Origin of the sequence: Haemophilus haemolyticus, assembly GCF_001008275.1 — a bacterium.
GTDB classification, from domain to species: Bacteria; Pseudomonadota; Gammaproteobacteria; order Enterobacterales; family Pasteurellaceae; genus Haemophilus; species Haemophilus haemolyticus_P.
The window spans coordinates 1-23,237 of the sequence record NZ_LCTH01000031.1 but is presented as its reverse complement, the minus strand read 5'-3'; the positions used below and the strand labels follow the sequence as shown (position 1 = coordinate 23,237).

At 39.2% G+C, this 23,237-nt stretch carries 27 protein-coding genes, 1 tRNA gene and 1 pseudogene; 16 read left to right on the top strand and 13 right to left on the bottom strand.

Annotated features, from left to right (window positions below; genetic code table 11):
* Positions 1 to 391 precede the first annotated feature (391 nt).
* The 9 genes from AAX15_RS04735 to AAX15_RS04690 all read left to right on the top strand — a co-directional run bounded on the left by AAX15_RS04735 (position 392) and on the right by AAX15_RS04690 (position 6,514).
* Complete coding sequence (locus AAX15_RS04735; RefSeq protein ID WP_046939352.1) at positions 392 to 1,195, top strand: antA/AntB antirepressor family protein; 804 nt, start codon at positions 392 to 394, stop codon at positions 1,193 to 1,195.
* A 150-nt stretch (positions 1,196 to 1,345) separates the two neighbouring features.
* Positions 1,346 to 2,497, top strand: coding sequence for a host cell division inhibitor Icd-like protein (locus AAX15_RS09625; RefSeq protein ID WP_080950428.1), 1,152 nt, complete (start codon positions 1,346 to 1,348; stop codon positions 2,495 to 2,497).
* Positions 2,490 to 2,672 carry a hypothetical protein gene (locus AAX15_RS04720; RefSeq protein WP_046939351.1) on the top strand — a complete coding sequence of 61 codons (183 nt, stop codon included), beginning with the start codon at positions 2,490 to 2,492 and terminating at the stop codon, positions 2,670 to 2,672. The genes AAX15_RS09625 and AAX15_RS04720 overlap by 8 nt, the downstream gene beginning before the upstream one ends.
* A gap of 5 nt (positions 2,673 to 2,677) precedes the next feature.
* Positions 2,678 to 2,881, top strand: a complete 204-nt coding sequence (locus tag AAX15_RS04715) for a hypothetical protein (RefSeq protein WP_080950427.1) — start codon at positions 2,678 to 2,680, stop codon at positions 2,879 to 2,881.
* On the top strand, positions 2,868 to 3,527 hold the full coding sequence (locus AAX15_RS04710; protein WP_046939349.1) for a hypothetical protein: 660 nt from the start codon (positions 2,868 to 2,870) through the stop codon (positions 3,525 to 3,527). Before AAX15_RS04715 ends, AAX15_RS04710 begins: the two co-directional genes overlap by 14 nt.
* Positions 3,520 to 3,912 carry a hypothetical protein gene (locus tag AAX15_RS04705; RefSeq protein ID WP_046939348.1) on the top strand — a complete coding sequence of 131 codons (393 nt, stop codon included), beginning with the start codon at positions 3,520 to 3,522 and terminating at the stop codon, positions 3,910 to 3,912. The genes AAX15_RS04710 and AAX15_RS04705 overlap by 8 nt, the downstream gene beginning before the upstream one ends.
* Complete coding sequence (locus tag AAX15_RS04700; RefSeq protein WP_046939347.1) at positions 3,900 to 5,702, top strand: DNA primase family protein; 1,803 nt, start codon at positions 3,900 to 3,902, stop codon at positions 5,700 to 5,702. The genes AAX15_RS04705 and AAX15_RS04700 overlap by 13 nt, the downstream gene beginning before the upstream one ends.
* A gap of 159 nt (positions 5,703 to 5,861) precedes the next feature.
* Positions 5,862 to 6,209, top strand: a complete 348-nt coding sequence (locus tag AAX15_RS04695) for a type II toxin-antitoxin system RelE/ParE family toxin (protein ID WP_046939346.1) — start codon at positions 5,862 to 5,864, stop codon at positions 6,207 to 6,209.
* Entirely contained in the window at positions 6,206 to 6,514 is a 309-nt protein-coding gene (locus tag AAX15_RS04690) for a helix-turn-helix domain-containing protein (RefSeq protein WP_005702039.1), read from the top strand. The genes AAX15_RS04695 and AAX15_RS04690 overlap by 4 nt, the downstream gene beginning before the upstream one ends.
* Positions 6,515 to 7,357: 843 nt before the next feature.
* Here the strand turns inward: AAX15_RS04690 and hypE are convergent.
* The 8 genes from hypE to AAX15_RS04650 all read right to left on the bottom strand — a co-directional run bounded on the left by hypE (position 7,358) and on the right by AAX15_RS04650 (position 13,498).
* Positions 7,358 to 8,371 (bottom strand): hydrogenase expression/formation protein HypE, encoded by a 1,014-nt coding sequence (gene hypE, locus AAX15_RS04685; protein WP_046939345.1) that lies wholly within the window; start codon positions 8,369 to 8,371, stop codon positions 7,358 to 7,360.
* Position 8,372: 1 nt separating this feature from the next.
* Positions 8,373 to 9,485 (bottom strand): hydrogenase formation protein HypD, encoded by a 1,113-nt coding sequence (gene hypD / locus AAX15_RS04680; protein WP_046939344.1) that lies wholly within the window; start codon positions 9,483 to 9,485, stop codon positions 8,373 to 8,375.
* Between the two features lie 3 nt (positions 9,486 to 9,488).
* Positions 9,489 to 10,298 (bottom strand): hydrogenase nickel incorporation protein HypB, encoded by an 810-nt coding sequence (gene hypB, locus AAX15_RS04675; protein ID WP_005645020.1) that lies wholly within the window; start codon positions 10,296 to 10,298, stop codon positions 9,489 to 9,491.
* A 147-nt stretch (positions 10,299 to 10,445) separates the two neighbouring features.
* Positions 10,446 to 11,063, bottom strand: coding sequence for an energy-coupling factor ABC transporter ATP-binding protein (locus AAX15_RS04670; protein ID WP_046939343.1), 618 nt, complete (start codon positions 11,061 to 11,063; stop codon positions 10,446 to 10,448).
* Position 11,064: 1 nt separating this feature from the next.
* Positions 11,065 to 11,697 carry an energy-coupling factor transporter transmembrane component T family protein gene (locus AAX15_RS04665; RefSeq protein WP_046939342.1) on the bottom strand — a complete coding sequence of 211 codons (633 nt, stop codon included), beginning with the start codon at positions 11,695 to 11,697 and terminating at the stop codon, positions 11,065 to 11,067.
* On the bottom strand, positions 11,697 to 12,317 hold the full coding sequence (gene cbiM, locus AAX15_RS04660; RefSeq protein WP_005638017.1) for a cobalt transporter CbiM: 621 nt from the start codon (positions 12,315 to 12,317) through the stop codon (positions 11,697 to 11,699). The genes AAX15_RS04665 and cbiM overlap by 1 nt, the downstream gene beginning before the upstream one ends.
* Positions 12,317 to 12,802: a hypothetical protein gene (locus AAX15_RS04655; RefSeq protein ID WP_005642909.1), complete on the bottom strand. Its 486-nt coding sequence runs from the start codon at positions 12,800 to 12,802 to the stop codon at positions 12,317 to 12,319. Before AAX15_RS04655 ends, cbiM begins: the two co-directional genes overlap by 1 nt.
* A 12-nt stretch (positions 12,803 to 12,814) precedes the next feature.
* Positions 12,815 to 13,498, bottom strand: a complete 684-nt coding sequence (locus AAX15_RS04650; protein WP_046939341.1) for a DUF4198 domain-containing protein — start codon at positions 13,496 to 13,498, stop codon at positions 12,815 to 12,817.
* Between the two features lie 95 nt (positions 13,499 to 13,593).
* Here AAX15_RS04650 and AAX15_RS04645 point away from each other — a divergent pair, with 95 nt between their 5' ends.
* On the top strand, positions 13,594 to 14,001 hold the full coding sequence (locus AAX15_RS04645) for a Cd(II)/Pb(II)-responsive transcriptional regulator (RefSeq protein ID WP_005633867.1): 408 nt from the start codon (positions 13,594 to 13,596) through the stop codon (positions 13,999 to 14,001).
* Between the two features lie 13 nt (positions 14,002 to 14,014).
* On the opposite strand, the gene AAX15_RS04640 is transcribed toward AAX15_RS04645, so the two are convergent.
* On the bottom strand, positions 14,015 to 14,557 hold the full coding sequence (locus AAX15_RS04640; RefSeq protein WP_005638025.1) for a tetratricopeptide repeat protein: 543 nt from the start codon (positions 14,555 to 14,557) through the stop codon (positions 14,015 to 14,017).
* Positions 14,558 to 15,274, bottom strand: a complete 717-nt coding sequence (locus tag AAX15_RS04635; protein WP_046939340.1) for a YwiC-like family protein — start codon at positions 15,272 to 15,274, stop codon at positions 14,558 to 14,560.
* A gap of 111 nt (positions 15,275 to 15,385) precedes the next feature.
* Here AAX15_RS04635 and AAX15_RS04630 point away from each other — a divergent pair, with 111 nt between their 5' ends.
* Together AAX15_RS04630 and AAX15_RS04625 are read left to right on the top strand one after the other, a co-directional pair.
* Complete coding sequence (locus AAX15_RS04630; RefSeq protein WP_005629055.1) at positions 15,386 to 15,736, top strand: RidA family protein; 351 nt, start codon at positions 15,386 to 15,388, stop codon at positions 15,734 to 15,736.
* A 30-nt stretch (positions 15,737 to 15,766) separates the two neighbouring features.
* Positions 15,767 to 16,171 (top strand): Z-ring associated ZapG family protein, encoded by a 405-nt coding sequence (locus AAX15_RS04625; protein WP_046939339.1) that lies wholly within the window; start codon positions 15,767 to 15,769, stop codon positions 16,169 to 16,171.
* 134 nt (positions 16,172 to 16,305) lie between these two features.
* Here the strand turns inward: AAX15_RS04625 and AAX15_RS04620 are convergent.
* A tRNA-Val gene (locus AAX15_RS04620) sits at positions 16,306 to 16,382 on the bottom strand.
* Between the two features lie 229 nt (positions 16,383 to 16,611).
* On the opposite strand from AAX15_RS04620, the gene pyk reads away from it, so the two are divergent.
* From pyk to pgi, 4 genes are all read left to right on the top strand, one after another.
* The gene (gene pyk, locus AAX15_RS04615) at positions 16,612 to 18,048 is read left to right on the top strand and encodes a pyruvate kinase (protein ID WP_046939338.1); all 1,437 of its coding nucleotides are present in this window, start codon (positions 16,612 to 16,614) and stop codon (positions 18,046 to 18,048) included.
* Between the two features lie 132 nt (positions 18,049 to 18,180).
* Positions 18,181 to 19,596 (top strand): replicative DNA helicase, encoded by a 1,416-nt coding sequence (locus AAX15_RS04610; RefSeq protein ID WP_268988589.1) that lies wholly within the window; start codon positions 18,181 to 18,183, stop codon positions 19,594 to 19,596.
* A 9-nt stretch (positions 19,597 to 19,605) separates the two neighbouring features.
* Entirely contained in the window at positions 19,606 to 20,688 is a 1,083-nt protein-coding gene (alr, locus tag AAX15_RS04605; RefSeq protein WP_046939336.1) for an alanine racemase, read from the top strand.
* A gap of 106 nt (positions 20,689 to 20,794) precedes the next feature.
* Positions 20,795 to 22,444 carry a glucose-6-phosphate isomerase gene (pgi, locus tag AAX15_RS04600; protein ID WP_046939335.1) on the top strand — a complete coding sequence of 550 codons (1,650 nt, stop codon included), beginning with the start codon at positions 20,795 to 20,797 and terminating at the stop codon, positions 22,442 to 22,444.
* Positions 22,445 to 22,665: 221 nt separating this feature from the next.
* Here the strand turns inward: pgi and AAX15_RS04595 are convergent, their stop codons facing one another.
* Positions 22,666 to 23,130: an outer membrane lipoprotein gene (locus AAX15_RS04595; protein WP_046939334.1), complete on the bottom strand. Its 465-nt coding sequence runs from the start codon at positions 23,128 to 23,130 to the stop codon at positions 22,666 to 22,668.
* 25 nt (positions 23,131 to 23,155) lie between these two features.
* Positions 23,156 to 23,237: pseudogene (locus tag AAX15_RS09300) on the bottom strand (glucose-6-phosphate isomerase); the annotation flags it as partial.

Genomic DNA, 23,237 nt, shown 5'->3' with positions numbered 1-23,237 from the left:
CTTTTTCTACTTAAACAAGCAATTCAACACTATAGAAAATCGCATCAAATCTTCACGTTTATGAGCCTATACAGCGATAACGAGCCATACCCGATAGATGAGGTTATTGAAGTGTTAGAACAGCGCCTTGTAGCGATTCAGTGCGAAATAGACGACTTCACGAAGATGACAGCGGGGCTACGGAAGAATGAGCGATTAGAAACGAGTTTTTACACCACGAAAAAACACTTAGAGATGATGAGAAAAAGAAAACAGGAGTTAGGCGATTAAAAACTTAGATTATTCAGACGATTTTAGACGGCTCAATTTCCAGCCGTCCTATTATCAGAATGAACACAATAAACGCCAGCCAATGTACCAAACAGCGCAAAGCAGTGTAAGGAGATAGACAATGAAAAATAGAATTGAACTAGATTTATCGGAGCTTGATACAAGCAAAGCAGAAATTATCAACCTATTAGCTAATCCGCAGAACCGTTTTAATGGCGTGAGCGGAATCAATGCCCGAGATGTGCACCGATTCTTAAAAGTGGGGCGGGATTATTCAAAGTGGATTAAAGCACGAATCGAACAAGCTGGTTTTATTGAAAATCAGGATTTTGTAATTGTTCAAAATTTAATTATTGATTTGCCAAAATTGGCAAGTAAAAGCAGTGATTATTTTTTGCACGACAAAACGGACGAGCAAAAAGAAACACGAGGCGGGCATAATCGTTCTGATTATATTGTTTCTTTAGATATGGCAAAGCACCTATGTTTAATGGAAAAGAACGAAATAGGGCGAGCAATAAGACAGCATTTTATTGAGGCTGAAAAACAGCTAAGAACTTCATCACCTGCCATATATAAAAACACCCTATCAAAAACTATAGAGCGATTGGAAAGCATAGACCGAAACAGGGAAATGACCGATGCAATCAAGGCTCAATTAGTGCGGGCGGGCGTGAAACCTAAAGCCTATCACTACAGCCAAAACCAAGAAATGCTAGATAGCCTTGTTATTGGTTCAAATGTGCGGAAATGGAAAGCTAAAAACGGCATTGTAGGCAATGTTCGAGATGCGTTTAATGTATCGCAACTGAAGCTATTAAAAACATTACAAACAACGAACACAGCCTTAATCAATCTTGATATGAGCTATCACGAGCGAAAAGGCAGATTATCCGAACTGGCAGAGCGTGAAGGAGCGGCATAAGGAAAAACACAATGAACGACTTTACCGAGATGATTCAATTTCTAATCTTTATCGCCTTATTGCTGGTGGCTTTTAGCCTTGCATCAACCCTATAAAACAAAACGCCATAGGGAAATAATCAACCCTACGGCGTAACTAAGGAATTATCTTATGCAACCAATTAAACTAGGAATTAATATGAAGTTAATTCACAAGCATTATAGCAATGATGAAAACTTTTACAATTTAAACCCTTTACAAAGTGCGGTGAAATTTGGCATTATTTCCCTGCAGTCGCAAAAAACGATTGCCGAGCCTGGAAACTCGACTTATTTACATACGGCGCAGAGCACGCCTAAAGCGTGTTTTTTTATGCGTAACATTCGCACACCTAAAGAATTTGCGGATTTTGTTTTTATTCATCAAATCTACAAATCTCTCTCAATGGTAGCGTGTAGCGGTAAAGGTTCGCCCTTTGCTGCTAACCGTATGTGGCAGTTTTCCAGACCGTTACACGTTACCGCCAAAGCCTGGAAACTTTCCGCGGTAACTCTCAAGTGTTTACATACGGAGTTACGCAAAATGTATCAATTCATTTTCGCGCTTATTCGCGCACCTCAAATCAAAATCAGACTTCTTGCCGATACTGAACAACAAGCACGCTCACGTTTTACTGATGGCGACACCTTGTTATTTGTTGGCAGAATTAATCAAAACCCTAAACTTACACCAGCGGTGGATGTTAAAGCTGAATCTTACTCTGTAAATAATCACAGATTGCCAGCGTTCCAGAAAGTCGCTATGATTTCCCCGCAATCAGAAAAAGTGATTGCCAGCCGTGGAAAGCTGAACTATTTACCAGAGGCGAACGATAGCACGCCATTAAACCGTGCTTTTTTTGTTCGTAACATTCACACACCTAAAGAATATGCGGATTTTGTTTTCAATCTAAATCCGATCATTCTCTCAATGGTAGAGCGTAATGGGCCGTCTTTGACGGGCTGTCTTCCTTTGGTGGCAGTTTTCCACCCTGTTATGCTCTACCGCCCGACCGTGGAAAGTCTAGCGGTAGTTCTTATAAATCAACCAAAGGACACCGCAGAAATGATCTACAAATTTCTTTGCGTCAATCGCACACAATCGCATTTTAACTTATGCGTCATATCCCTTAATTCTACCACCGAAGAACAGGCACGTTTGAGCCTATCTGCTGATTATCGTTTTATTGCGGTGGTGGCAAGAATCAATCCTCAAAACAACCGCACTTTAGCGGCACTTCCTACCCTTTCAACCTCTGCTGCAATGGAGGTGGCACATGCGTAATGAAGAAATTACCAAAGCACTTGAAGGATTGTGGGAAGCTCAAGCAATTTCAGAACTAATTAGCAAAGGCGATAGAACGATTGATAAGGGCGAGCGCGCCACCTATGAAGCCGCCTTCCGTGCCGTATCAAAATTAATCCTCACTTCTGTAATGTCGTTAGAAGAAGAGCTTTAGGGGGAATGATGAGTAACACTAAATTCCCTTATAGCCTTGTTTTTACCTATGACGATGGCGACCAATTCATAGCGGGCAAATATGGCACGCTTAGAGAGGCGTTACAGGCAAAAATCAGATGTAAGCACGAAATAGGACAAGCTGATATTTGCGGTCGAGTGTTAGAAGTTATTACAGTTTTGAAAGGGGGAGACAATGAAACCAACTAATGCAATGGCACAGCTTGAGCAATGGAAAGCTAACCACCAGCAAGGGAAAATAAATCAGTTCGTAAATGAAATGAATCAAACCCATTTAGGGGCGGTTAAAAACTGCGAAAGTGCGAAACGATTTACTAAAAACTTAATTTCTCCACAAACCCTTGTAAATACTGGCGTTGTGAATGAAAACTGCGAAAGCAAACTGCGAAACTCTGAAGCAATTTGCGAAAAGAGCAAAGCGGTTAAAAATACGCAAGGAAACGCACGTAGCGAGGTTAAAAGCAAATATCAAGGGAAACTATACGCTAACCCTTTAGCCTTTCAGTTTGCCCAGCTTACACGCCAATTTAAGCTGATTTTAGATAGCAACCGTAAATGTTTAGAGGTTTACCCTGATGATTTTCATCATAAGCTCAAAATGCGTGATGAGATGGTGGACTTAATCGACCGACTAAAAGCGGGTGGCAAGCTCTTTAATGCGCTGGCTAAATCTCAAGGGATAACATTTTGCCGAGACAATCAATCTACCCTAAAAGACTTTAATCAAGCTAACGGCTATTTGATTCATAAGTTTGAAGAAGTGATTACACAAATAAACAGCCTCAATATTGAACGAGTTGATGGCGAGAAATTACAGGGGGTGAGCAATGAGTAAAACCGCCTTTATTTTGACTGCTGGCTATCACGTTTTTGAGGATGCTTTTATGCCGATTGTTGTTGCAATGCGAAAAAGCAAAGGGGATATTTTAATTCTTCATCGCGCTTATACCCAGCAGGGGAAACTTACGAAGATTAAGGAAATTAATTTAAATCACTACACGCTAGAAATTAGTTTAGGCAATGCACGCGCGCCCATTATTCACGCAGAGGGGAGAAGAGGACGTGCGGAGGCTGAGGAGGCGATAGAGCCTTTTAAAACACTCTACCCTACTGCACAAATTCGAGTGATTCAGTTCAAGGACGCATTTTTATTTAAGCAATGTGCGGGAATTGGATTAGGGATTGATGCAGCACAAGGGGGCAAGAAATGGCTAAATTAATCAATGCCCCTTACGCTAAACAGCAAGACCCCACAGGTCAAAGTCTTGTGACTATCTGCATAGGCACGCAAGCACAAACCATAGCAAAACATTTTAATGAAATGGGTAAAAGTGCGGTAGAAATTGAGTTAGAAAATGCACTAGGCGAGCAAGGGAAATCATTCCCTTGTGTGGTGGTGGATAGTGAGATTTTAGAGCAGATAGAAAGCTATCGCATTGCGCCTAAAAATACCCAGTCTATCCGCTTAATACAGGCAAATAATGGCGTAGCGCTCTCAAATGAAACGCTTGAGCGCATTTATTTGAATATCGTGCAGACCACCAGCGCAGAGAGTGTCATTTATTGCAATGAGGCGGGCGAAATGCTGGGAGATGTAAGCCGATATATTCAACGGTTACGTAATGGGGAAACCTATCACGGAGAGATTAAAGAAGTTGATGATAATTACGCCAAGATGTTTGACCATTTAAGCGATAATCTCAAAGTGAGGGATTTTTTAGCGTGGACAGGCGAAACCTTAAAGGTTGATAGCGTTAATACACTGGCTTATTTATGGACTGGCAAAAAGTGGCAATTCCTCACGGATAAAAAATTAGGGCGAGAAGTAAAAAGATTCTTTGAGGAGAAAGAGATTGGTTACAGCAAGCGCAAAATAGAAAATATGGTGGGGCTTATGCTGGATTATTATCTTGAGCCAATGGGCGAGCGCAGAAAGAATCTGTTGGCATTTTCTAACGGTGTACTTGATACGAAAACAGGGGAATTTTTACCGCACTCGCCTGATTATTATCTTACTTCCTATATCGATATTGATTACAGCGAAACGCCAATCTTTACGCCTAATTTTGATAAATGGCTTGATTGGGTAAGCGGTAACGATGAACGCAAGGCTAAGCGCATTTTAGCGGCACTCTACATGGTGCTAACCAATCGCTATGACTGGCAATTATTTTTAGAAATTACAGGCGTGGGCGGTAGTGGTAAAAGTATCTTTAATGAATTGGCGAAGATGTTGGTTGGTGCCGATAATACCGCATCAATTACCCTCAAAGAATTAGAAAATATCAATCATAGAGCGAAACTCATTGATAAAACATTAATCTATTCAAGCGATCAAGAAAATTACATAGGCGATGGCGCAGAATTAAGGGCGATAACAGGGGGCGATACTATTAGCGTAAGATTGCTTTATCGAGACCCTTTCGATACGACTATCAATGCAGTGTATATGATGACAAACAACAAGAGCGCAACATTCAAAGAGCATAACGGAGGTATTGCTCGTAGACGCGTAATCTATCATTTCAATAAAGCCGTTCCTGAATCAATGATTGATACAAAGCTGGTGGATAAACTGCTTTCAGAATCGGCTGGCATTGTGCGCTTGTTATTAGATACGTTCAAAGACCCGAAAGAGGCAAGGGCATTACTACTTGAGCAGAGGGAATCAATGGAAGCCTTAGAAGTGAAACAGAAAGCCGACCATATTCTAGATTTCTGCCGACACTTTACCGCACGAGAAGAAATGAACGGTTTGTATATGGGCAATGCAAGGGCGCAAATTAAAAACGCTGAACGGCAATATCTTTACGCATCATATCTTTTCTATTGTGATTGTATGGGCATCAATAAACCACTAGGGCGCAGTCGTTTTCTTGATTCGTTTAGACAAGCAACCAAAGAAAGCAAATACCCCCACGAGTTCAAAAAGCGATTAAAGGACGGTAAGAACGTTACCAATATTTACTACATAAACATAGGTCAAACTATGGCAGAGTGGCAAGAATAACTGCAGATGGATAACTAAAAGGCTTAGTGCAGTGCATTGAGCCTTTTTTATTGAGTTTCGGGATCAGTACGCGCGCGAGGAAATAAGCATTGAATAAAATGTTTACTTCATACCCTTAAAGCGTATAATAAGTAACAAACAACACCCAGTCTATTTATCGTGAAACTATCGTTTATTGAATTACCGCCCTTTGAGCGTTACAGAAAAGCGCATTTATCTGATGATGAATATCGGGCTTTCCAGAATGAGCTATTAGAAAACCCTGAAAAGGGAGACGTGATACAAAATGCTGGTGGCTTGCGAAAAATTAGGATTGCCGATAGTGAGAGAAATAAAGGGAAACGTGGTGGCGCAAGGGTGATTTATTACTACTTTTTAGACGGTGCGCAAATATGGCTTTTTAGTGCTTACGGAAAAGGTGAAAAAGCAGACTTAAACGAAAGCGAGAAACGCGCATTTAAAGTGGTATTAGAGAATTTAAAGGCAATGGCAAGGGGGAAAGAATGAGCCGTTTATTTGATGATTTAATGGAAGGCGCGCAAGCTCTTGAGCAACATTTACAAGGTAAAATCACACTACGCACAGAAACGCGCGAGCGAATCGAACCCGCAAGCATTAGTGCGGAAGAAGTGAAAGCAATTAGAGAGAAATTAAACCTTTCTCAAGCTGTCTTTGCGCAGAAGTTACGAACCAGTGTAAGAACCTATCAAGGCTGGGAGCAAGGTAAAACCAAACCTAGCGCGCACGCCTCTTTATTGTTACGCATGGTGGATAAAGCCCCGCAAACCTTCGAGCTTATCGCAGGGATATAATAATCAATCATCAACGCTATTAATGATAGAACGCCTACTTTAGGCGTTTTTTTATTGAGTTTTGCGACCAGTACGCGCGCGCGAGGGGGTAAAATCGCTATGGGCTTACCTGTCAAAACCGTACATTCAACTCAATTTTTACAACCGCGAAATTAAGATTTTAGATGAAAGATGATGATGCCTAGAAACCTAAAAATTAGCCGAAAACCGCGCGCCCGAAACCCCGTGGAAAGGGATATCCCTTAGGAGTACCTTTTAATCTCTAGCTACTTGCGATAATCATCACTCATCATTGCACGACAAGCAGAAACAAGATGCTTTATCCCTTCCCTTTGTGAATTAGAAAATTTGTCAGATAGATCGCATTTTTCTTTTTTGCTGGCGGCTAGAAGTGATTAAATGGCAAAAAAAAGTGATAAATCACTTTCATTAATCACTTTATCACTTGTGTATCACTTGTTAATCACTTGTCTTTTTCTTTTTTATAATCAAACAGTTATAGTGGAAAATGACCGTTAGAAGTGAATAAGTGATTAAACTTCACAAAAAAAATCTCCCGCGAAAATTTTTATTTTTTACAGATAACCGCCCTATCATTCCCTATCTGAAAAAAAACATAGATTGAAATTTTGAATCTTAAATGATGATGAATAGTTATTCGCAAAAATGAATAGAATTTAGGGGGTACTTTGGATTTTAGGAGTAGATTTAGGAGTATATTTTAACTTTGAATTTTAAATAATCCTTATAGAATAAGGCTTGAACCGCATCAGTTCAGATGACCCCAGCCCAAAACAAAAAAACTAAAGCCTTGATTATCAAGGCTTTAATTTTATCTAATCATTAACAAATTCTTGGCAATGGTTCATTTGTTGGTAAATCTAACAATCGACTTTGTCCAAAAATGCCTACTAAACGCACTTTTTTATCGGTTGTTACTTCACCAATCACAGCCGCATTTTCACCTAATGGATGACGACGAAGTGCGGTCAAAATTTCTGGTGTTTTTTCAGCGGAGGCAACAATAACCAATTTCCCTTCATTAGCGAAATTTAATGCTTCAAGACCAAGTAATTCACAAATTCCCCGCACTTCTTGGCGAATTGGTAAGGCTTGTTCATCAATGTTCATGCCTAGCTGTTGCGCCTGTGCAAATTCATGCAAAACAGCATTGACTCCCCCACGAGTCGCATCTCGAACTGCTTTCACGCCATCTACTTCGCGTAAATTTTCAATCAATGGGTAAAGCACGGCGCAATCACTGTGAAGATCCGTTTGGATACCCAGTTTTTCACGTAAATTTAAGATTGTTGCGCCATGATCCCCAATAGTGCCACTCACAATGATTTTATCGCCAGCCTGAATTTTATGAACACCCCAATCCAAATTTTGAGGAATAACACCAATTCCACTGGTATTGATAAAAATCTTATCCACTGCACCTTTTTGTACCACTTTTGTATCGCCAGTAACAACCTGAATGCCTGCCGCTTTTGCGGTTTCTGCCATTGATTGAATAATTGCTTTAAGATCCGCAAGTGGCAATCCCTCTTCCAAAATAAAGCCACAGGATAAATATTTTGGTATCGCCCCGCACACCGCCACATCATTTGCCGTGCCGCACACTGCTAATTTCCCGATGTTACCTCCAGGGAAAAAAATGGGATCAATCACAAAACTATCTGTGCTAAATGACAGTGTTTCGCCTTGCTTTGCTAATTCGGTTAATGGAATTCTTGCCTGATCTTCCCCTTGCGCCAAAATAGGATTGGCAAAGGCTTCCACAAAATAATCTTGGATCAATTTCTGCATGGCAGCACCGCCATTACCGTGCGCCATAGTGATAAATTCGCTCATTTTATTCTCTCCGATATTGATAATAGGCTGCACATGCTCCTTCGGAAGAAACCATTAATGCGCCATAAGCATTATCAGGATTACAACCTGTGCCAAATAATGGGCAATCAGATGGTTTACAACGCCCAGTCAAGACATCGCCACAACGAGAATTAGGATCATCCGCCACCTGTTGCGCTTGGCTTTGGAAATAAATTTCGGCATCAAATTCACGATAAGCCTCCGTCAATTCCACGCCTGATTGTTCAATTTCCCCCAGGCCACGCCATTCACTGCTTGCTTTAAGCTGGAATACTTCTTGCATTGAACGTTGGGCTAAAGCATTTCCGTGATCATCAACAATGCGTTTATATTGATTTTCGATTTCACAACGACCATCAACAAATTGCTGCACTAACATCACAATCGCCTGCAAAATATCTAAAGGTTCAAAACCGGTAATCACAAAAGGTTTGTGATATTTATCGACAATCCCTTGATAAGGCGATGAACCAATCACCATACTCACATGCCCTGGCGCAAGAAAACCATCAATTTTGACTTGATCTTGTGCCAGCAAGCTATGTAACGTTGGAATAATCGTGATGTTTTGGCAAACAATCCAGAAATTTTTTGATCCTAGTTTTTTGGCTTGTTGAAGCGTCACTGCTGCGCTCGGCATCGTCGTTTCAAATCCTAAGGAAAAAAAGACGACTTTTTTATTCGGATTATTTTGTGCAATATTCAATGCATCCAAAGGTGAATACACAATGCGAACATCTGCGCCTTTCGCTTTTGCTTCCAAAAGTGAACCTTGGCGACCTTTCACTCGCATTGCATCACCAAAGGTACAAAAAATGACATCAGGTTTCAGCGCAATTTCAATACAAACATCAATACGCCCCATAGGAAGCACACAGACAGGACAACCTGGGCCATGAATAAATTCGATACTTTTTGGCAATAGCCGATCCAATCCAAATTTAAAAATCGTATGGGTATGCCCGCCACACACTTCCATTAAATACAATGGATTCTGCGCCGTAAAGTGCGGCATTTTTTCCATCAATTTTTCAAGTTGCGCCACTAAACTACGGGCAAGTTCAGGATCGCGAAATTCATCAACAAATCGCATTGATTATCCTTGTTTACGTTGCTGTTCTAGCCAATTTAACCACTCACTGAGACCTTGTTCAGTGGTAGCGGAAAGTTGAATCACTTCAATATTCGGATTCACTCGTTTTGCATTGGCAATGCATTGTTCTACATCAAATTTCAAATAAGGTAATAAATCCACTTTATTTAAAATCATCAAACTTGATGCGGCAAACATATGTGGGTATTTAAGCGGTTTATCTTCGCCTTCTGTCACCGATAAAATCACTACTTTCGCTTTTTCACCAAGATCAAATTCAGATGGACAAACTAGATTTCCCACATTTTCGATAAACATAATGCTGTCAGCTTGTGGTCTTAATTTCACCATAGCTTCGCTAATCATTTGCGCATCTAAGTGGCAGCCTTTGCCTGTATTTACTTGAATAGCTGGTACGCCAGTCGCACGAATACGATCTGCATCATTTTCAGTCTGTTGATCACCTTCGATTACATAACAAGTGCGGTCATTCTTGAGGGCATTTAGCGTCGTCGTTAAAAGGGTGGTTTTGCCTGAACCCGGACTCGATACAAGATTTAAGGCTAAAATATGTTGTTTAGCAAAGAATGCTCGGTTGTGATCCGCTAGTTGATTATTTTTTCCGAGAACATCTTGTTCAATTTTTAACAAACGTTTTTGAGTATCGTCTGCATCGACTGGTTTATTGAAATGAAATGTTGAATGTGAAAAGTTTGGCGTACCTGATTGATGACTTCCTTGATCATCATGAGTATGAGGCAATTCACCAATACGGACTTGCTCTGGATGTCCGCAGCCACAGGTTGTACACATAAATCCTCCGTTTTAATGTGCTTATTTGGGCTGAGGTTTCAAACTGACTTTCCATAGAAATAAGGTCTAAAAAACTCAAAGCCCTGAGCTTTGTCAATAAATTTGCAACAAGCATAGCACAATCAAAATTCGGCTTTTTGATGAAGATCATAAACTGATAATTTCTGTGGCTAATTCGTTAATAAATCCATGATGATGGGATGAAATCAAAATGGGTAAGGAAAGTTCACGTAAAAGTGCGGTCAATTTTTCAGTATTTTTTCGATCTAATCCATTGGTGGGTTCATCTAATAATAAAATTTTTGGCTGCATCGCTAAGACACCTGCAAGTGCTGTGAAATTTTTCTCACCGCCAGATAAGGTATGTACCATACGATCTTTTAAACGTGTGATACCAAGACGTTCTAACTGCTGCTCTGCAATATGATACGCCTGCTCTTTGGGCACATTTTGATTTAATGGACCAAAGGCAATATCATCCAACACTGTTGGGCCAAAAAGTTGATCATCGGCATTCTGAAAACAAATACCAATCGTGCCACGAAACGGTGCAAAATCTTTTTCTTCACGACAAACTTGGCCAAATAGTTTAATTTCCCCTTTGGTTACAGGAACAAATCCCAACAAAGCTAGAAGTAATGTCGTTTTTCCAGAACCTATCTCCCCTTGTACAAAAAGACGTTTTTGTCCTTCTAAGGTAAAACTCAAATCTTGAATAATCATTCTACCATTGCGTTCTATATAAAGATTATTTACAGCTAACATGTTATTTTTCTCTCTTTTTGCCAAACTGAAAACCACGACATTTTAAAGCCATTTGCGCCGTTTCGGCTTTCAATAGGGCATGAATCAATAATAAAGCGACACTTTGAGCCGTCACATAAAGGGTTCGGTGATTAAGTCCAGGACGAAATCCACGAGCGCGCATGGCAATATCCATTTTTTGACGCAATTCGCCAAGCAGTGCAATGTAACGTACGGTCAGCACAAAAAGTTGAATTAATTTTTCTGGCAAAGGCAATTTACCAATGGCTTGAACAAACACCGCATCATTAATATTCCACAAAAAAAGCCAAAGCGAAATCAGCAATAAATGAGTCCGTAAACTTAACTTTTCTGCTAATTCTATGCCTTGAAAATTGAGTTCAATGCCATTTTCTCCAATTTTCCAACTTAATGTCGCCCACATTAAAGCAATAAAAATGATTAAAGCAAACCAACGTTTAAGATAGGGCAAAAAAGATCTTTGACTGAACTGCAGTGAAATAAAAAAGAGAGAAACTGCAAGCGCATTAAGGGGGATAAGCCAAGTGAGATCACTCAATCCACTAATGATTAGCCCCCAGATAAATAGATAAATCAACCTAAAGTGCGGTTGAAATAAGCGGTGAATTTTCATTAAGAGACATTCTCGGTACGATTCATGACTTCAGGATACATTTTACCAAGCAAGGTAATTACCCCTACGCTGATAATACTATCCAAAATAAATACCGGAATATGAGAGACTAGCAAGAGCCAAACAAGATTCAGATAACTTTTACCACCATCTAACATCAGCACAAAAGAAGCAAGCGCGCCTGCCCCGCCAACGCCAATTACGCCAGAACCAATACCGACTAATAAGCGATCTTTTAAAGCCATGTGTGGTTGTAAACGAGAACGGAAAAGATAATGAGCGATCACCGCAGGCGTTGCCATCACGCAGAGATTAACTCCCAATACTGCAAATCCGCCAAAAGAAAAGAAAATAACTTGCAATAAAAGTGCGATGAGGAATGCAGGAAAAACAGCCCACCCAAGAAATAAACCAGCCATGCCATTTAAAATTAAATGCACGCTACCAATTCCTACGGGCACATGAATGGTTCCTGCCACAAAAAATGCAGCTGCAAAAAGTGCGGTGAGCGGTAAACGTTCTGATTCTAAACGACGTAACCCCACGGCAATGCCCGCAACAGCAAGCACTGCGCCAGCTAATAAAATAGGCGTATGTAACACGCCTTCAGATAAATGCATTAAATACGTCCTTGTTTAATTTTACGCGCATTACGTAAAGCAATAAGTCCAGCAATACCAACGATATAACCGATTCCACCTAAAATATCATGCAAATAAATTTTATCTTTTAAATGCGCAATATCTTCACGAAGCAGCATTAAATCTGCACCGCTTTGATTTTCGGCAGATGTATGAGCGGCAACCACTGACGCACGGTGTCCTTCATCGCCTTCCACTACAACTTTTAAGGTTGTATGTGGCACATCAGCAATAGAAAGCTTAAATGCGCCTTGACGGTCAGTCTTTCCAGTTAAAACGGGATCAGCAACTCCTGAGCGGAAAACTTCTAAATAAGTTTCAGCTGCCGGGGTCATATCAGAATAATAGGATTTGCCAGATAGTGTTTGCCCATCATATTGGGCAAACACATAAAGCGCGTGGGCATAAGCATTCGGGAGATAACAAGCCGCAAAAAGTGCGGTTAAAAAAACAATTTTCTTCATCCCAAATCCATATTATTGCGCATCAAAAGTTAACATATATTCTACAGAGCGACGATCGTAATCCGCATTATTTGTTACTTTTTCCTCAAACTCTGCCCATACTTTGTTGAAACCTTTGGTTGGCGTAAATTGAGCGATACCTTTTTCATTGGTTAAATTGAACGGTGCATCTTCACTTACACCCACTTTAATGCCTTGAACTGGTTTACCGTTATGTAAAACAAGGATAGAAAGTGGTTTGTTCGCTTGTGCTTTTTCTTGAGGAATCAATTCGTAAGCTTGTTGATGAGATTTGAAAGATTCAGCATCCCATTTCAAAATCGCTTTACCAAATTTAACAGGATTTGTACTAAATTCTGCCGTTGGTTCTTCACGTTTTGTTTTTTCAACGTATTTACCGCTTGGTAATTTTGACCATACACCATTATCGAAATGAACGAATACTAAATCTGATTTAGGCATAAGATAGGCTTCGCCATTTCTGAATTGGTAATCAACTGCAGTTAATTTTCCTTGCGCATTTAAGGCTTGGATAGATTTAAGTTTAGATTCTGGATAGGTTTCAGTTTGTTCATGTCCAAATTTCACCACGTATTCACCTTGGGCTGAAGCTGGTTCAAGCCAAACATTGTGCGCGTTAGCAACAGACATACCTAAAAGTGCGGTTAATCCCACTGCGATTTTTTTTAATTCCATTTTGGATACTCCTTGTTTGTTTTTGTTTAAGAAAATCTGAACGCATGATAAAATATGAAGTAACTTTAGAGTCAAGTCATTTTTTAAGGAAATTGATGAAAATTGGAGCACTTGCTAAAGCCCTAGGCTGTACCGTAGAAACCATCCGTTATTATGAACAACAAGGTTTAATCCCGCCCCCAAAACGTACTTCAGGCAATTTTCGGCAATATAATGAAGAACACTTGCAACGTTTATCATTTATTTGTAACTGCCGAAATTTAGATATTTCATTAAGTGAAATAAAAAGCCTACTGAATTTAGAAAATGCTTCAAAACAGCAAGCAGAAGAAATTAATCGTGTGTTAGACAAACATATTAAAGAAGTGGCAACACGAATTCATGAACTCGCTCATTTGCGGATGAAATTAATTGAATTACGTGAAAAAACAGTCTCGAATGATGAAGATCCAATGAAATTGCTATTGCAACATAGTGGCGTGAAATTTGTGCGATTAAAATAACCGCACTTTTAGATTATGGCTGACTAGATAAACGCTGTTTTGCTTCCTTATTGCCTAATTCAGCAGCTTTCTTCAGCCATTCCAATGATTTTTCAGGTTGGTTTTGCGAGCGATAAATATTACTTAACATCATCATCGCATCCGTATCTTTAGCTCGAGCTGTACGCTCAAAAAGCTTAATAGCTTGCTCTGTATTTTGTTTGACGTAATCGCCACGCAGATACATAACACCAAGGTTATTTAGCCCTTTCACGCTGCCCTTCTCTGCCGCTTCGCTAAACCACCAATAAGCCTTTTCGTAGTCTCTCACCGTGCCACGCCCAAGGTTATATAACATGCCTAGATTGCTTTGAGCGGTTATGTTTCCTTCTAACGCCATCGGATACATAATATCGAAAACTGAGATCCATTGTTGTTTATTGGCAAACTCTTGTGCCAAATTCATTCTTGCTTGATCATCCATTTTCGAACTTGCTGTAACATCAACGGTTTTCATCGCCCAAATAGGCAAACTACAAAAAAGTAATACTGTATGAAAAAATAACTTCAGTTTCATTTATAAGGTTGCTATTAAAAGTAAAATAAAAAACACGGCTGTAATCGCAAATTCGGTTAGTCCAACTTGCATAACAGAAAGCTTTTTAGTGGGCAGATAAACCGCTCGCACTAATCCGGGAACAAAAGCTAATGCTAAAATAAATTGTTGCGAAACCACAAAAATCAGCACACATAATAAGTGAAAAATCACTGACGCCCAAAAATAACGTGGATTTTTTCGCTCACGCATCATGGATTTCACGTAAAGTGTTGTTCCAATAAAAAATAATGTTGGATAAATCGCTACCCAAAGTATTTTTTCATCAAAAGTGCGGTCAGAAAAGTAATACGATCCCATTCCAGCTAGAGCAAAAATTAAGATCCCCGCCAAGTCATTCCATAAGTTACGCTCATCTTTTTTCTTGGTGAAATAAATGTTTACCGCAACAAACGGCAGCATGGCAAACATAAAATACAGCACTTGCCAATTATAAATTAACGCAGGAAGCGCAAAAATCACAGCGGCAGCAAAATAAATCACAGACCATTTTTTGTATAACTCAAGATTTTTACCTTTAAACAAATTCAAAAAAGGATAAGTCATCAAATAAAGCGAAAACCATCCTAATAATAAAAATACGTGCGCCCAGACAGAATTAGCAAGTAACATGCCGTAAATAAAAGGCACCAATGCCATAACAATAGCGCCATGCTGATTAGAGATAAGCAGTTTCATAATGATTAAATAATTGAGAATAATTATCGGGTATTCTAGCCTAGTAAAGAGCATTTTACAAAGTGGTAAACGCTATTTAGAATAGAAGAAAACACCCCAAAGGAGAATCCCATGACAATTCAACGCATTTTACCCAGTGCACGTTTAAGTGAAGTTTCAATTCATAACAACCTCGCCTATTTTGCAGGGCAAGTTCCAGAGCTAACCATCGAGCAAAATGCCTACGAACAAACCAAAGAAGTATTAGGTTTAATTGATAAATTGTTAGCAGAAATTGGCTCCAATAAAAGCAACATTTTAACCGCGCAAATTTTCTTGGCTGACATGCAAGATTATGCACAATTAAATCAAGCTTGGGATGAATGGGTCGATCATGTTAGTCCACCAAGTCGAGCGACAGTCGAAGCTAAATTAGCGGATCCTCGTTGGAAAGTTGAAATTGTTATTATTGCAACTTGTTAGTTTTTTAATCCGAATAAACAGGAGAATATTATGGAAAATTGGACAAATGAAATTTGGGTAGCGATTGGTATCGCTTTTATTGTTGGATTATTTATTGGTTACATTATTATGCGTTTAACCAAAGGCTCCGTAAAACATCAAGCTAAAACAGAAGCTGAATTAAAAACAGTCAAAAACCAACTTGATACACAAAAAGCGCAAATCGAAAAACATTTTGCAGAAAGTGCTGAATTATTCAAAACCTTAATTAACGATTATCAAAAACTTTATCGCCACTACGCAACCTCCTCGAATAATTTACTGGGCGAAAAAGATCACAAAGGTTTATTCACCCAACAGTTAATTACTGCAACAGATAAATCTCAAAATGAACAACCAAGAGATTATTCTGAGGGCGCATCAGGCTTATTTAAAGAAAACAAAGAAGAAAATTAAAAAGTGCGGCTAAAAATAGAAATGTTTTTAGCCGTTTTGATATAGAAACAATTTATTGTTCTCTTATACCACTCATAAAACCTAGATAAAACAAAACCCCGCGATTAGTTTCGCGGGGTTATGAAAGGGTTAGTTGGTGCAACTAGCTGGACTCGAACCAGTGACCCCCACCATGTCAAGGTGGTGCTCTAACCAACTGAGCTATAGTTGCACTATATAAATCACTTCGAATTATAGATATTTTTAATCTGAAAACAAGTATTTTTCTTAAAACCCGATATAACTGGCAAAAAAGTAAACAGTATTGCCTTAAATAACAGGGCTGTTTTTGATTTCCAAAATTTTTAAGCGTATAATGCGCACCGATTTTTCATCTGGCTAATATATAGCCAAGTAAAAATAGTATCTTTAAAATTTTGTAATTATTGACGGAGTAAATAATGTCTAGAAGACTAAGAAGAACGAAGATTGTATGTACTATGGGCCCATCAACTGACCGTGATAACAATCTTGAAAAAATTATCGCAGCGGGCGCTAACGTAGTTCGTATGAACTTCTCTCACGGTACACCTGATGATCATATCGGACGTGCTGAACGTGTACGTTCTATCGCAAAAAAATTAGGAAAAACCGTGGCAATCTTAGGTGATTTACAAGGTCCTAAAATTCGTGTTTCTACTTTTAAAGACGGTAAAATTTTCTTAAGTGTTGGTGATAAATTCATTCTTGATGCGGAATTACCAAAAGGCGAAGGTACACAAGAATCTGTTGGTTTAGACTATAAAACGCTTCCACAAGATGTTGTTCCTGGCGACATTCTTTTATTAGATGATGGCCGTGTTCAATTAAAAGTATTATCAACTGATGGTGCAAAAGTTTTCACTGAAGTCACCGTTGGTGGTCCATTATCAAATAATAAAGGTATCAACAAATTAGGTGGCGGTTTATCTGCAGAAGCATTAACAGAAAAAGATAAAGCAGACATTATTACGGCTGCACGCATTGGCGTTGATTTCTTAGCTGTTTCTTTCCCTCGTTCAAGCGATGACCTAAATTATGCGCGTGAACTTGCACAACAAGCTGGTTTAAATGCAAAAATCGTTGCTAAAGTTGAGCGTGCTGAAACAGTAGCTAATGATGAAGCAATGGACGATATCATTTTAGCATCAGATGTCATCATGGTTGCACGTGGTGACTTAGGTGTAGAAATCGGTGATCCTGAATTAGTCGGCGTACAGAAAAAATTAATCCGTCGTTCACGTCAATTAAATCGTGCTGTAATTACAGCGACTCAAATGATGGAATCAATGATTAGCAACCCAATGCCAACTCGTGCTGAAGTAATGGACGTTGCAAACGCAGTATTAGATGGTACTGATGCGGTTATGCTTTCTGCAGAAACGGCTGCAGGTCAATATCCTTCTGAAACAGTAGCGGCAATGGCTGGCGTATGTTTAGGGGCGGAAAAAATGCCAAGCATTAACGTTTCTCGTCACCGTATGGATAAAGAATTTGAAACTATTGAAGAATCTGTTGCGATGTCTGCAATGTATGCAGCAAACCACATGAAAGGTGTTGCAGCGATTGTCACTTTAACTAGCACAGGCCGTACTCCATTATTAATGTCACGCATTAGCTCTGGCTTACCGATCTTTGCTTTATCTCGCAATCAAGAAACCTTAAACCTTTGTGCACTATACCGTGGCGTAACCCCAGTTTATCATAATGAAGATAGCCGCACAGAAACCAGTGCAAAAGCAGCACTTCAATCATTAAAAGAAAAAGGTTACTTATCTACTGGTGATTTAGTGCTTGTTACTCACGGTGGTCAAGGTGCGACACAAACCAACGTATGTCGTACATTAATTGTTGAATAATCAACAATCTAAATACGTTCAACTGAAAGAGCGGTGGATTTTTCCACCGTTTTTTATTTCCTTTTTTCACCGCACTTTTCACTTAAATCCAATAGATATTTGCGGTATCATAGGCGCCATTCTAGTATCAAAATAAGTCCTATGGGATCACAACCTCAAATCAAATCTTCTGACAAAAAAACGGCACAAATAAGTATTCCACCGCACTCACTTGAGGCTGAACAAGCCGTATTGGGTGGCATCATGCTGAGCAATCAACATTGGGATGGCATTGCTGAACGTGTGATTGCTGACGACTTTTATACTTTTCAGCACCGTCTGATTTTTACAGAAATGGAACATCTGATGCGTAATCAATCGCCTATTGATTTAATTACGCTAGATCAAGCCTTAAGAAGCCGTGGTGTAAGCGATGAAGTGGGTGGATTTGCCTATCTGGCTGAACTTTCCAATAATACTCCGAACGCGATTAATATTTTGGCTTATGCAGATATTGTGCGCGAGAAAGCCATATTACGAGAACTTATTTCGGTAGGAAATCGCATTGCTGAAAATAGCTATTCTCCCAAAGGGCAAGACATCAAGTTAATTCTTGATGAGGCTGAGCGTGAAGTGTTTGCGATTGCAGAAAAACGGACGACTTCTAGCGAAGGTCCACAAAATGTAATCAATGTGCTGGAAAGTACTATTGAAAAAATCGATATTTTGAGCAAACTTGAAAATCATTCAGGCGTAACGGGCATTACGACAGGTTTCACTGATCTTGATAAAAAAACGGCCGGTTTACAACCTTCTGACTTAATTATCGTTGCGGCACGTCCGTCAATGGGTAAAACCACTTTCGCCATGAACCTTTGCGAAAATGCGGCAATGGCAAGTGAAAAACCTGTTTTAGTATTTAGTTTAGAAATGCCCGCAGAACAAATTATGATGCGTATGATCGCATCGCTTGCTCGCGTTGATCAAACCAAAATCCGAACAGGTCAAAATTTAGATGAAATTGAGTGGAACAAAATTGCCAGCGTAGTAGGAATGTTCAAGCAAAAAAATAATCTTTATATTGATGACTCTTCAGGCCTAACGCCTACCGACATTCGTTCTCGCGCACGCCGAGTTTATCGTGAAAATGGTGGCTTAAGTATGATTATGGTGGATTATTTGCAATTAATGCGCGCACCCGCATTTTCAGATAACCGAACACTAGAAATCGCAGAAATATCTCGCTCCCTCAAAGCGCTCGCTAAAGAATTACAAGTGCCAGTAGTTGCCCTTTCTCAGTTAAATCGTACTTTAGAACAACGTGCAGACAAACGCCCTGTAAACTCAGATTTACGTGAATCAGGCTCCATTGAACAAGATGCAGACTTGATTATGTTTATTTACCGAGATGAAGTCTATAACGATAACTCAGAAGATAAAGGTGTTGCAGAAATTATTATCGGTAAACAGCGTAACGGCCCGATTGGTCGAGTGCGGTTAAAATTTAATGGACAATTCTCACGCTTCGACAACCTCGCCGAACAACGTGAATATCATGATGATTATTAAGGAATAACAATGAATGTAAAACCGGCGACAGCGAAAATTAGCTCGCACGCCTTAAAACAGAATTTAGAAATCATTAAACAAAAAGCACCAAATAGCAAAATTATTGCTGTGGTTAAAGCAAACGCCTATGGTCACGGTGTTGTGTTTGTTGCATCAACTTTAGAACAAAATGTTGATTGCTTTGGCGTGGCTCGTTTAGAAGAGGCTTTGGCATTACGTTCCAATGGTATTACTAAACCGATTTTATTGCTTGAAGGATTTTTCAATGAACAGGATTTGCCCGTCTTAGCGGTCAATAATATCGAAACTATCGTACATAATCGTGAACAATTGGAAGCACTAAAACGTGCGAATTTACCAAGCCCAATTAAAGTTTGGTTAAAAATAGACACAGGCATGCATCGTTTAGGTGTTGCATTAGATGAAGTCGATTTTTTCTATAATGAACTTAAAAAACTTCCATATATTCAACCGCACTTAGGCTTTGTCAGCCATTTTAGCCGCGCTGATGAATTAGAATCCAATTATACCCAACTTCAAATCAACCGCTTTTTATCCGCCACAAAAGATAAACAAGGTGAACGTACTATTGCAGCGTCAGGCGGCATTCTTTTCTGGCCAGAATCTCATCTGGAATGTATCCGTCCAGGTATTATTATGTATGGCATTTCACCAACTGATACCGTCGGTGCTGAATTTGGTTTAACGCCAGTGATGAATTTAACTTCATCATTGATTGCCGTTCGCCATCATAAACAAGGCGATCCTGTAGGTTACGGCGGTATTTGGACAAGCCTACGAGATACCAAAATCGGCGTAGTCGCAATGGGTTATGGAGATGGATATCCTCGCGATGTTCCTGAAGGCACGCCTGTTTATTTGAATGGTCGTATCGTGCCAATCGTTGGAAGGGTTTCAATGGATATGTTAACCGTTGATTTAGGACCTGATAGTCAAGATCAGGTAGGTGATGAAGTAATTCTATGGGGTAAGGAATTACCTATTGAAACCGTAGCTAAATTCACAGGAATTTTAAGCTATGAGCTAATTACAAAATTAACACCGCGTGTTATAACTGAATATGTTGATTAATCTGTTAATCACTGCATTTTCTAAAAAGAGGGATTCACTCCCTCTCTAATAGAAATCCTAGAAAGTGCGGTTAAAATTTTGATTATTTTTAATGAAAGGAAATACCATGAAAAACATTAACCCGACTCACACCCATGCGTGGAAATCTCTTGAAGCACATAAAGCTGAATTGTCAAACACCACCATCCAAGATTTATTTAAACAAGAAAAAAATCGTTTTGACGATTATTCTTTAACATTCAATAACCAAATTCTTATCGATTTTTCCAAAAATAACATCAATCAAACAACCCTTTCACTTCTTCGTCAACTTGCTCAAGAATGCGCTCTTGATAGTGCAAAAGAAGCAATGTTTACCGGTGAAAAAATCAATCGTACTGAAAATCGGGCTGTACTACATACCGCACTACGCAATCGCTCTAATACTCCAGTGCTTGTAGATGGTAAAGATGTCATGCCTGAAGTCAATGCTGTGCTAGCTAAAATGAAAGATTTCTGTCAGCGTATTATTTCTGGTGAATGGAAAGGCTATACAGGAAAAGCGATTACAGATATTGTGAATATTGGTATTGGTGGCTCTGATTTAGGTCCGTATATGGTAACAGAAGCACTTCGCCCATATAAAAATCACCTAAATATGCACTTTGTTTCAAATGTTGATGGTACACATATTGCGGAAACCTTAAAAAAAGTCAATCCAGAAACCACTCTTTTCTTAGTGGCATCTAAAACGTTTACTACTCAAGAAACTATGACAAATGCGCAAAGTGCGCGTGATTGGTTACTAAAAGCCGCGAAAGATGAAAGTGCGGTTGCAAAACATTTTGCAGCTCTATCAACCAATGCCAAAGATGTAGAAAAATTTGGTATTGATACCAATAACATGTTTGAATTTTGGGATTGGGTTGGCGGTCGTTACTCTTTGTGGTCAGCTATTGGTCTTTCAATTGCACTATCAATTGGCTTTGAAAACTTTGAAGAGTTATTGAATGGCGCGCATGAAATGGATAAACATTTCCGCTCTACTCCAATTGAAAAAAATATTCCAACTACTTTAGCATTAGTTGGTTTATGGAATACCAATTTCCTTGGTGCACAAACAGAAGCGATCTTACCTTATGATCAATATTTACATCGCTTTGCGGCTTATTTCCAACAAGGCAATATGGAATCAAATGGTAAATATGTGGATCGTGATGGAAATGTCATTAACAATTACCAAACGGGCCCTATCATTTGGGGAGAACCTGGTACAAATGGACAACATGCGTTCTATCAATTAATTCACCAAGGCACCACTTTAATTCCTTGTGATTTTATCGCGCCGGCCCAAAGCCACAACCCATTGGCAGATCATCACAATAAATTGCTTTCTAACTTTTTTGCACAAACAGAAGCATTGGCATTCGGAAAAACAAAAGAGGAAGTCGAGGCTGAATTTGTAAAAGCGGGGAAATCTTTAGATGATGTAAAAAATATTGTTCCATTTAAAGTATTTACGGGTAATAAACCAACTAATTCGATTCTCGTTCAAAAAATCACGCCATTTACCTTGGGGGCATTAATTGCTATGTATGAACATAAAATCTTCGTACAAGGTGTGATTTTTAATATCTTTAGCTTCGATCAATGGGGTGTAGAACTAGGCAAACAACTTGCAAACAGAATTCTTCCTGAATTAACAGATTCTGAAAAAGTAGCAAGTCATGACAGTTCAACCAATGGGTTAATTAATCAATTTAAAGCATGGCGTTAATTGTTTATTTAATATAAAAGATTTAAACAATTATAATTTTATATCAAGGACTAAATTCCATATTTATTATAGGATTTAGTTCTTTAAATTTATCTTTAAGATGTTATGAATATACGTAAAATTTTTAATTAATTGTTTTTTGTATTTTTAATAATAAAAAAATCAGCGCCTTAACTGATTAAGACGCTGATTAATAATATATTAGGCGTTAACGCTATTAGTTATAGCACAGAAACATTTAAGTTTGAGCCACCACCAACAATACGAACTCGGCGACCAGCTACAAAACTGCTGTCAGCCTTTTGAACGACAACGATCTCTTGACCATCATCTTTCTTAATTACAAGTTCAGCACCGTTTACTTGACTCATTTTTTCTTCGATTTTGCTTCCAGCTACTGCACCGCCAATCGCACCAACTACTGCTGCAATAGCTTGACCACGACCACCGCCAATTGCACTACCTGCAATACCACCTAAAGCACCGCCACCAAGCGTACCAACTACGCCTTGATTATCAGCTTGGATTTTAACAGGACGCACAGAAACAATCGTACCATAAGTAATTGAACGAGCTTCTTTAGCTTGAGATGCACTATAAACATCACCGCTGAAAACATCAGTATTCGCACAACCAGTCACTCCAAAAGCAACTAACAGTGCTAATGCCATACTTGTTTTTTTCATATGCTATGTTCCCTCTGAAAAGGAATTAAAGTGGATTTCTCGGAGAAAAAGTTGAAATGTTTTTAGTATTACCATTGTCAGATACTAAAACACAAGCACCAACAACT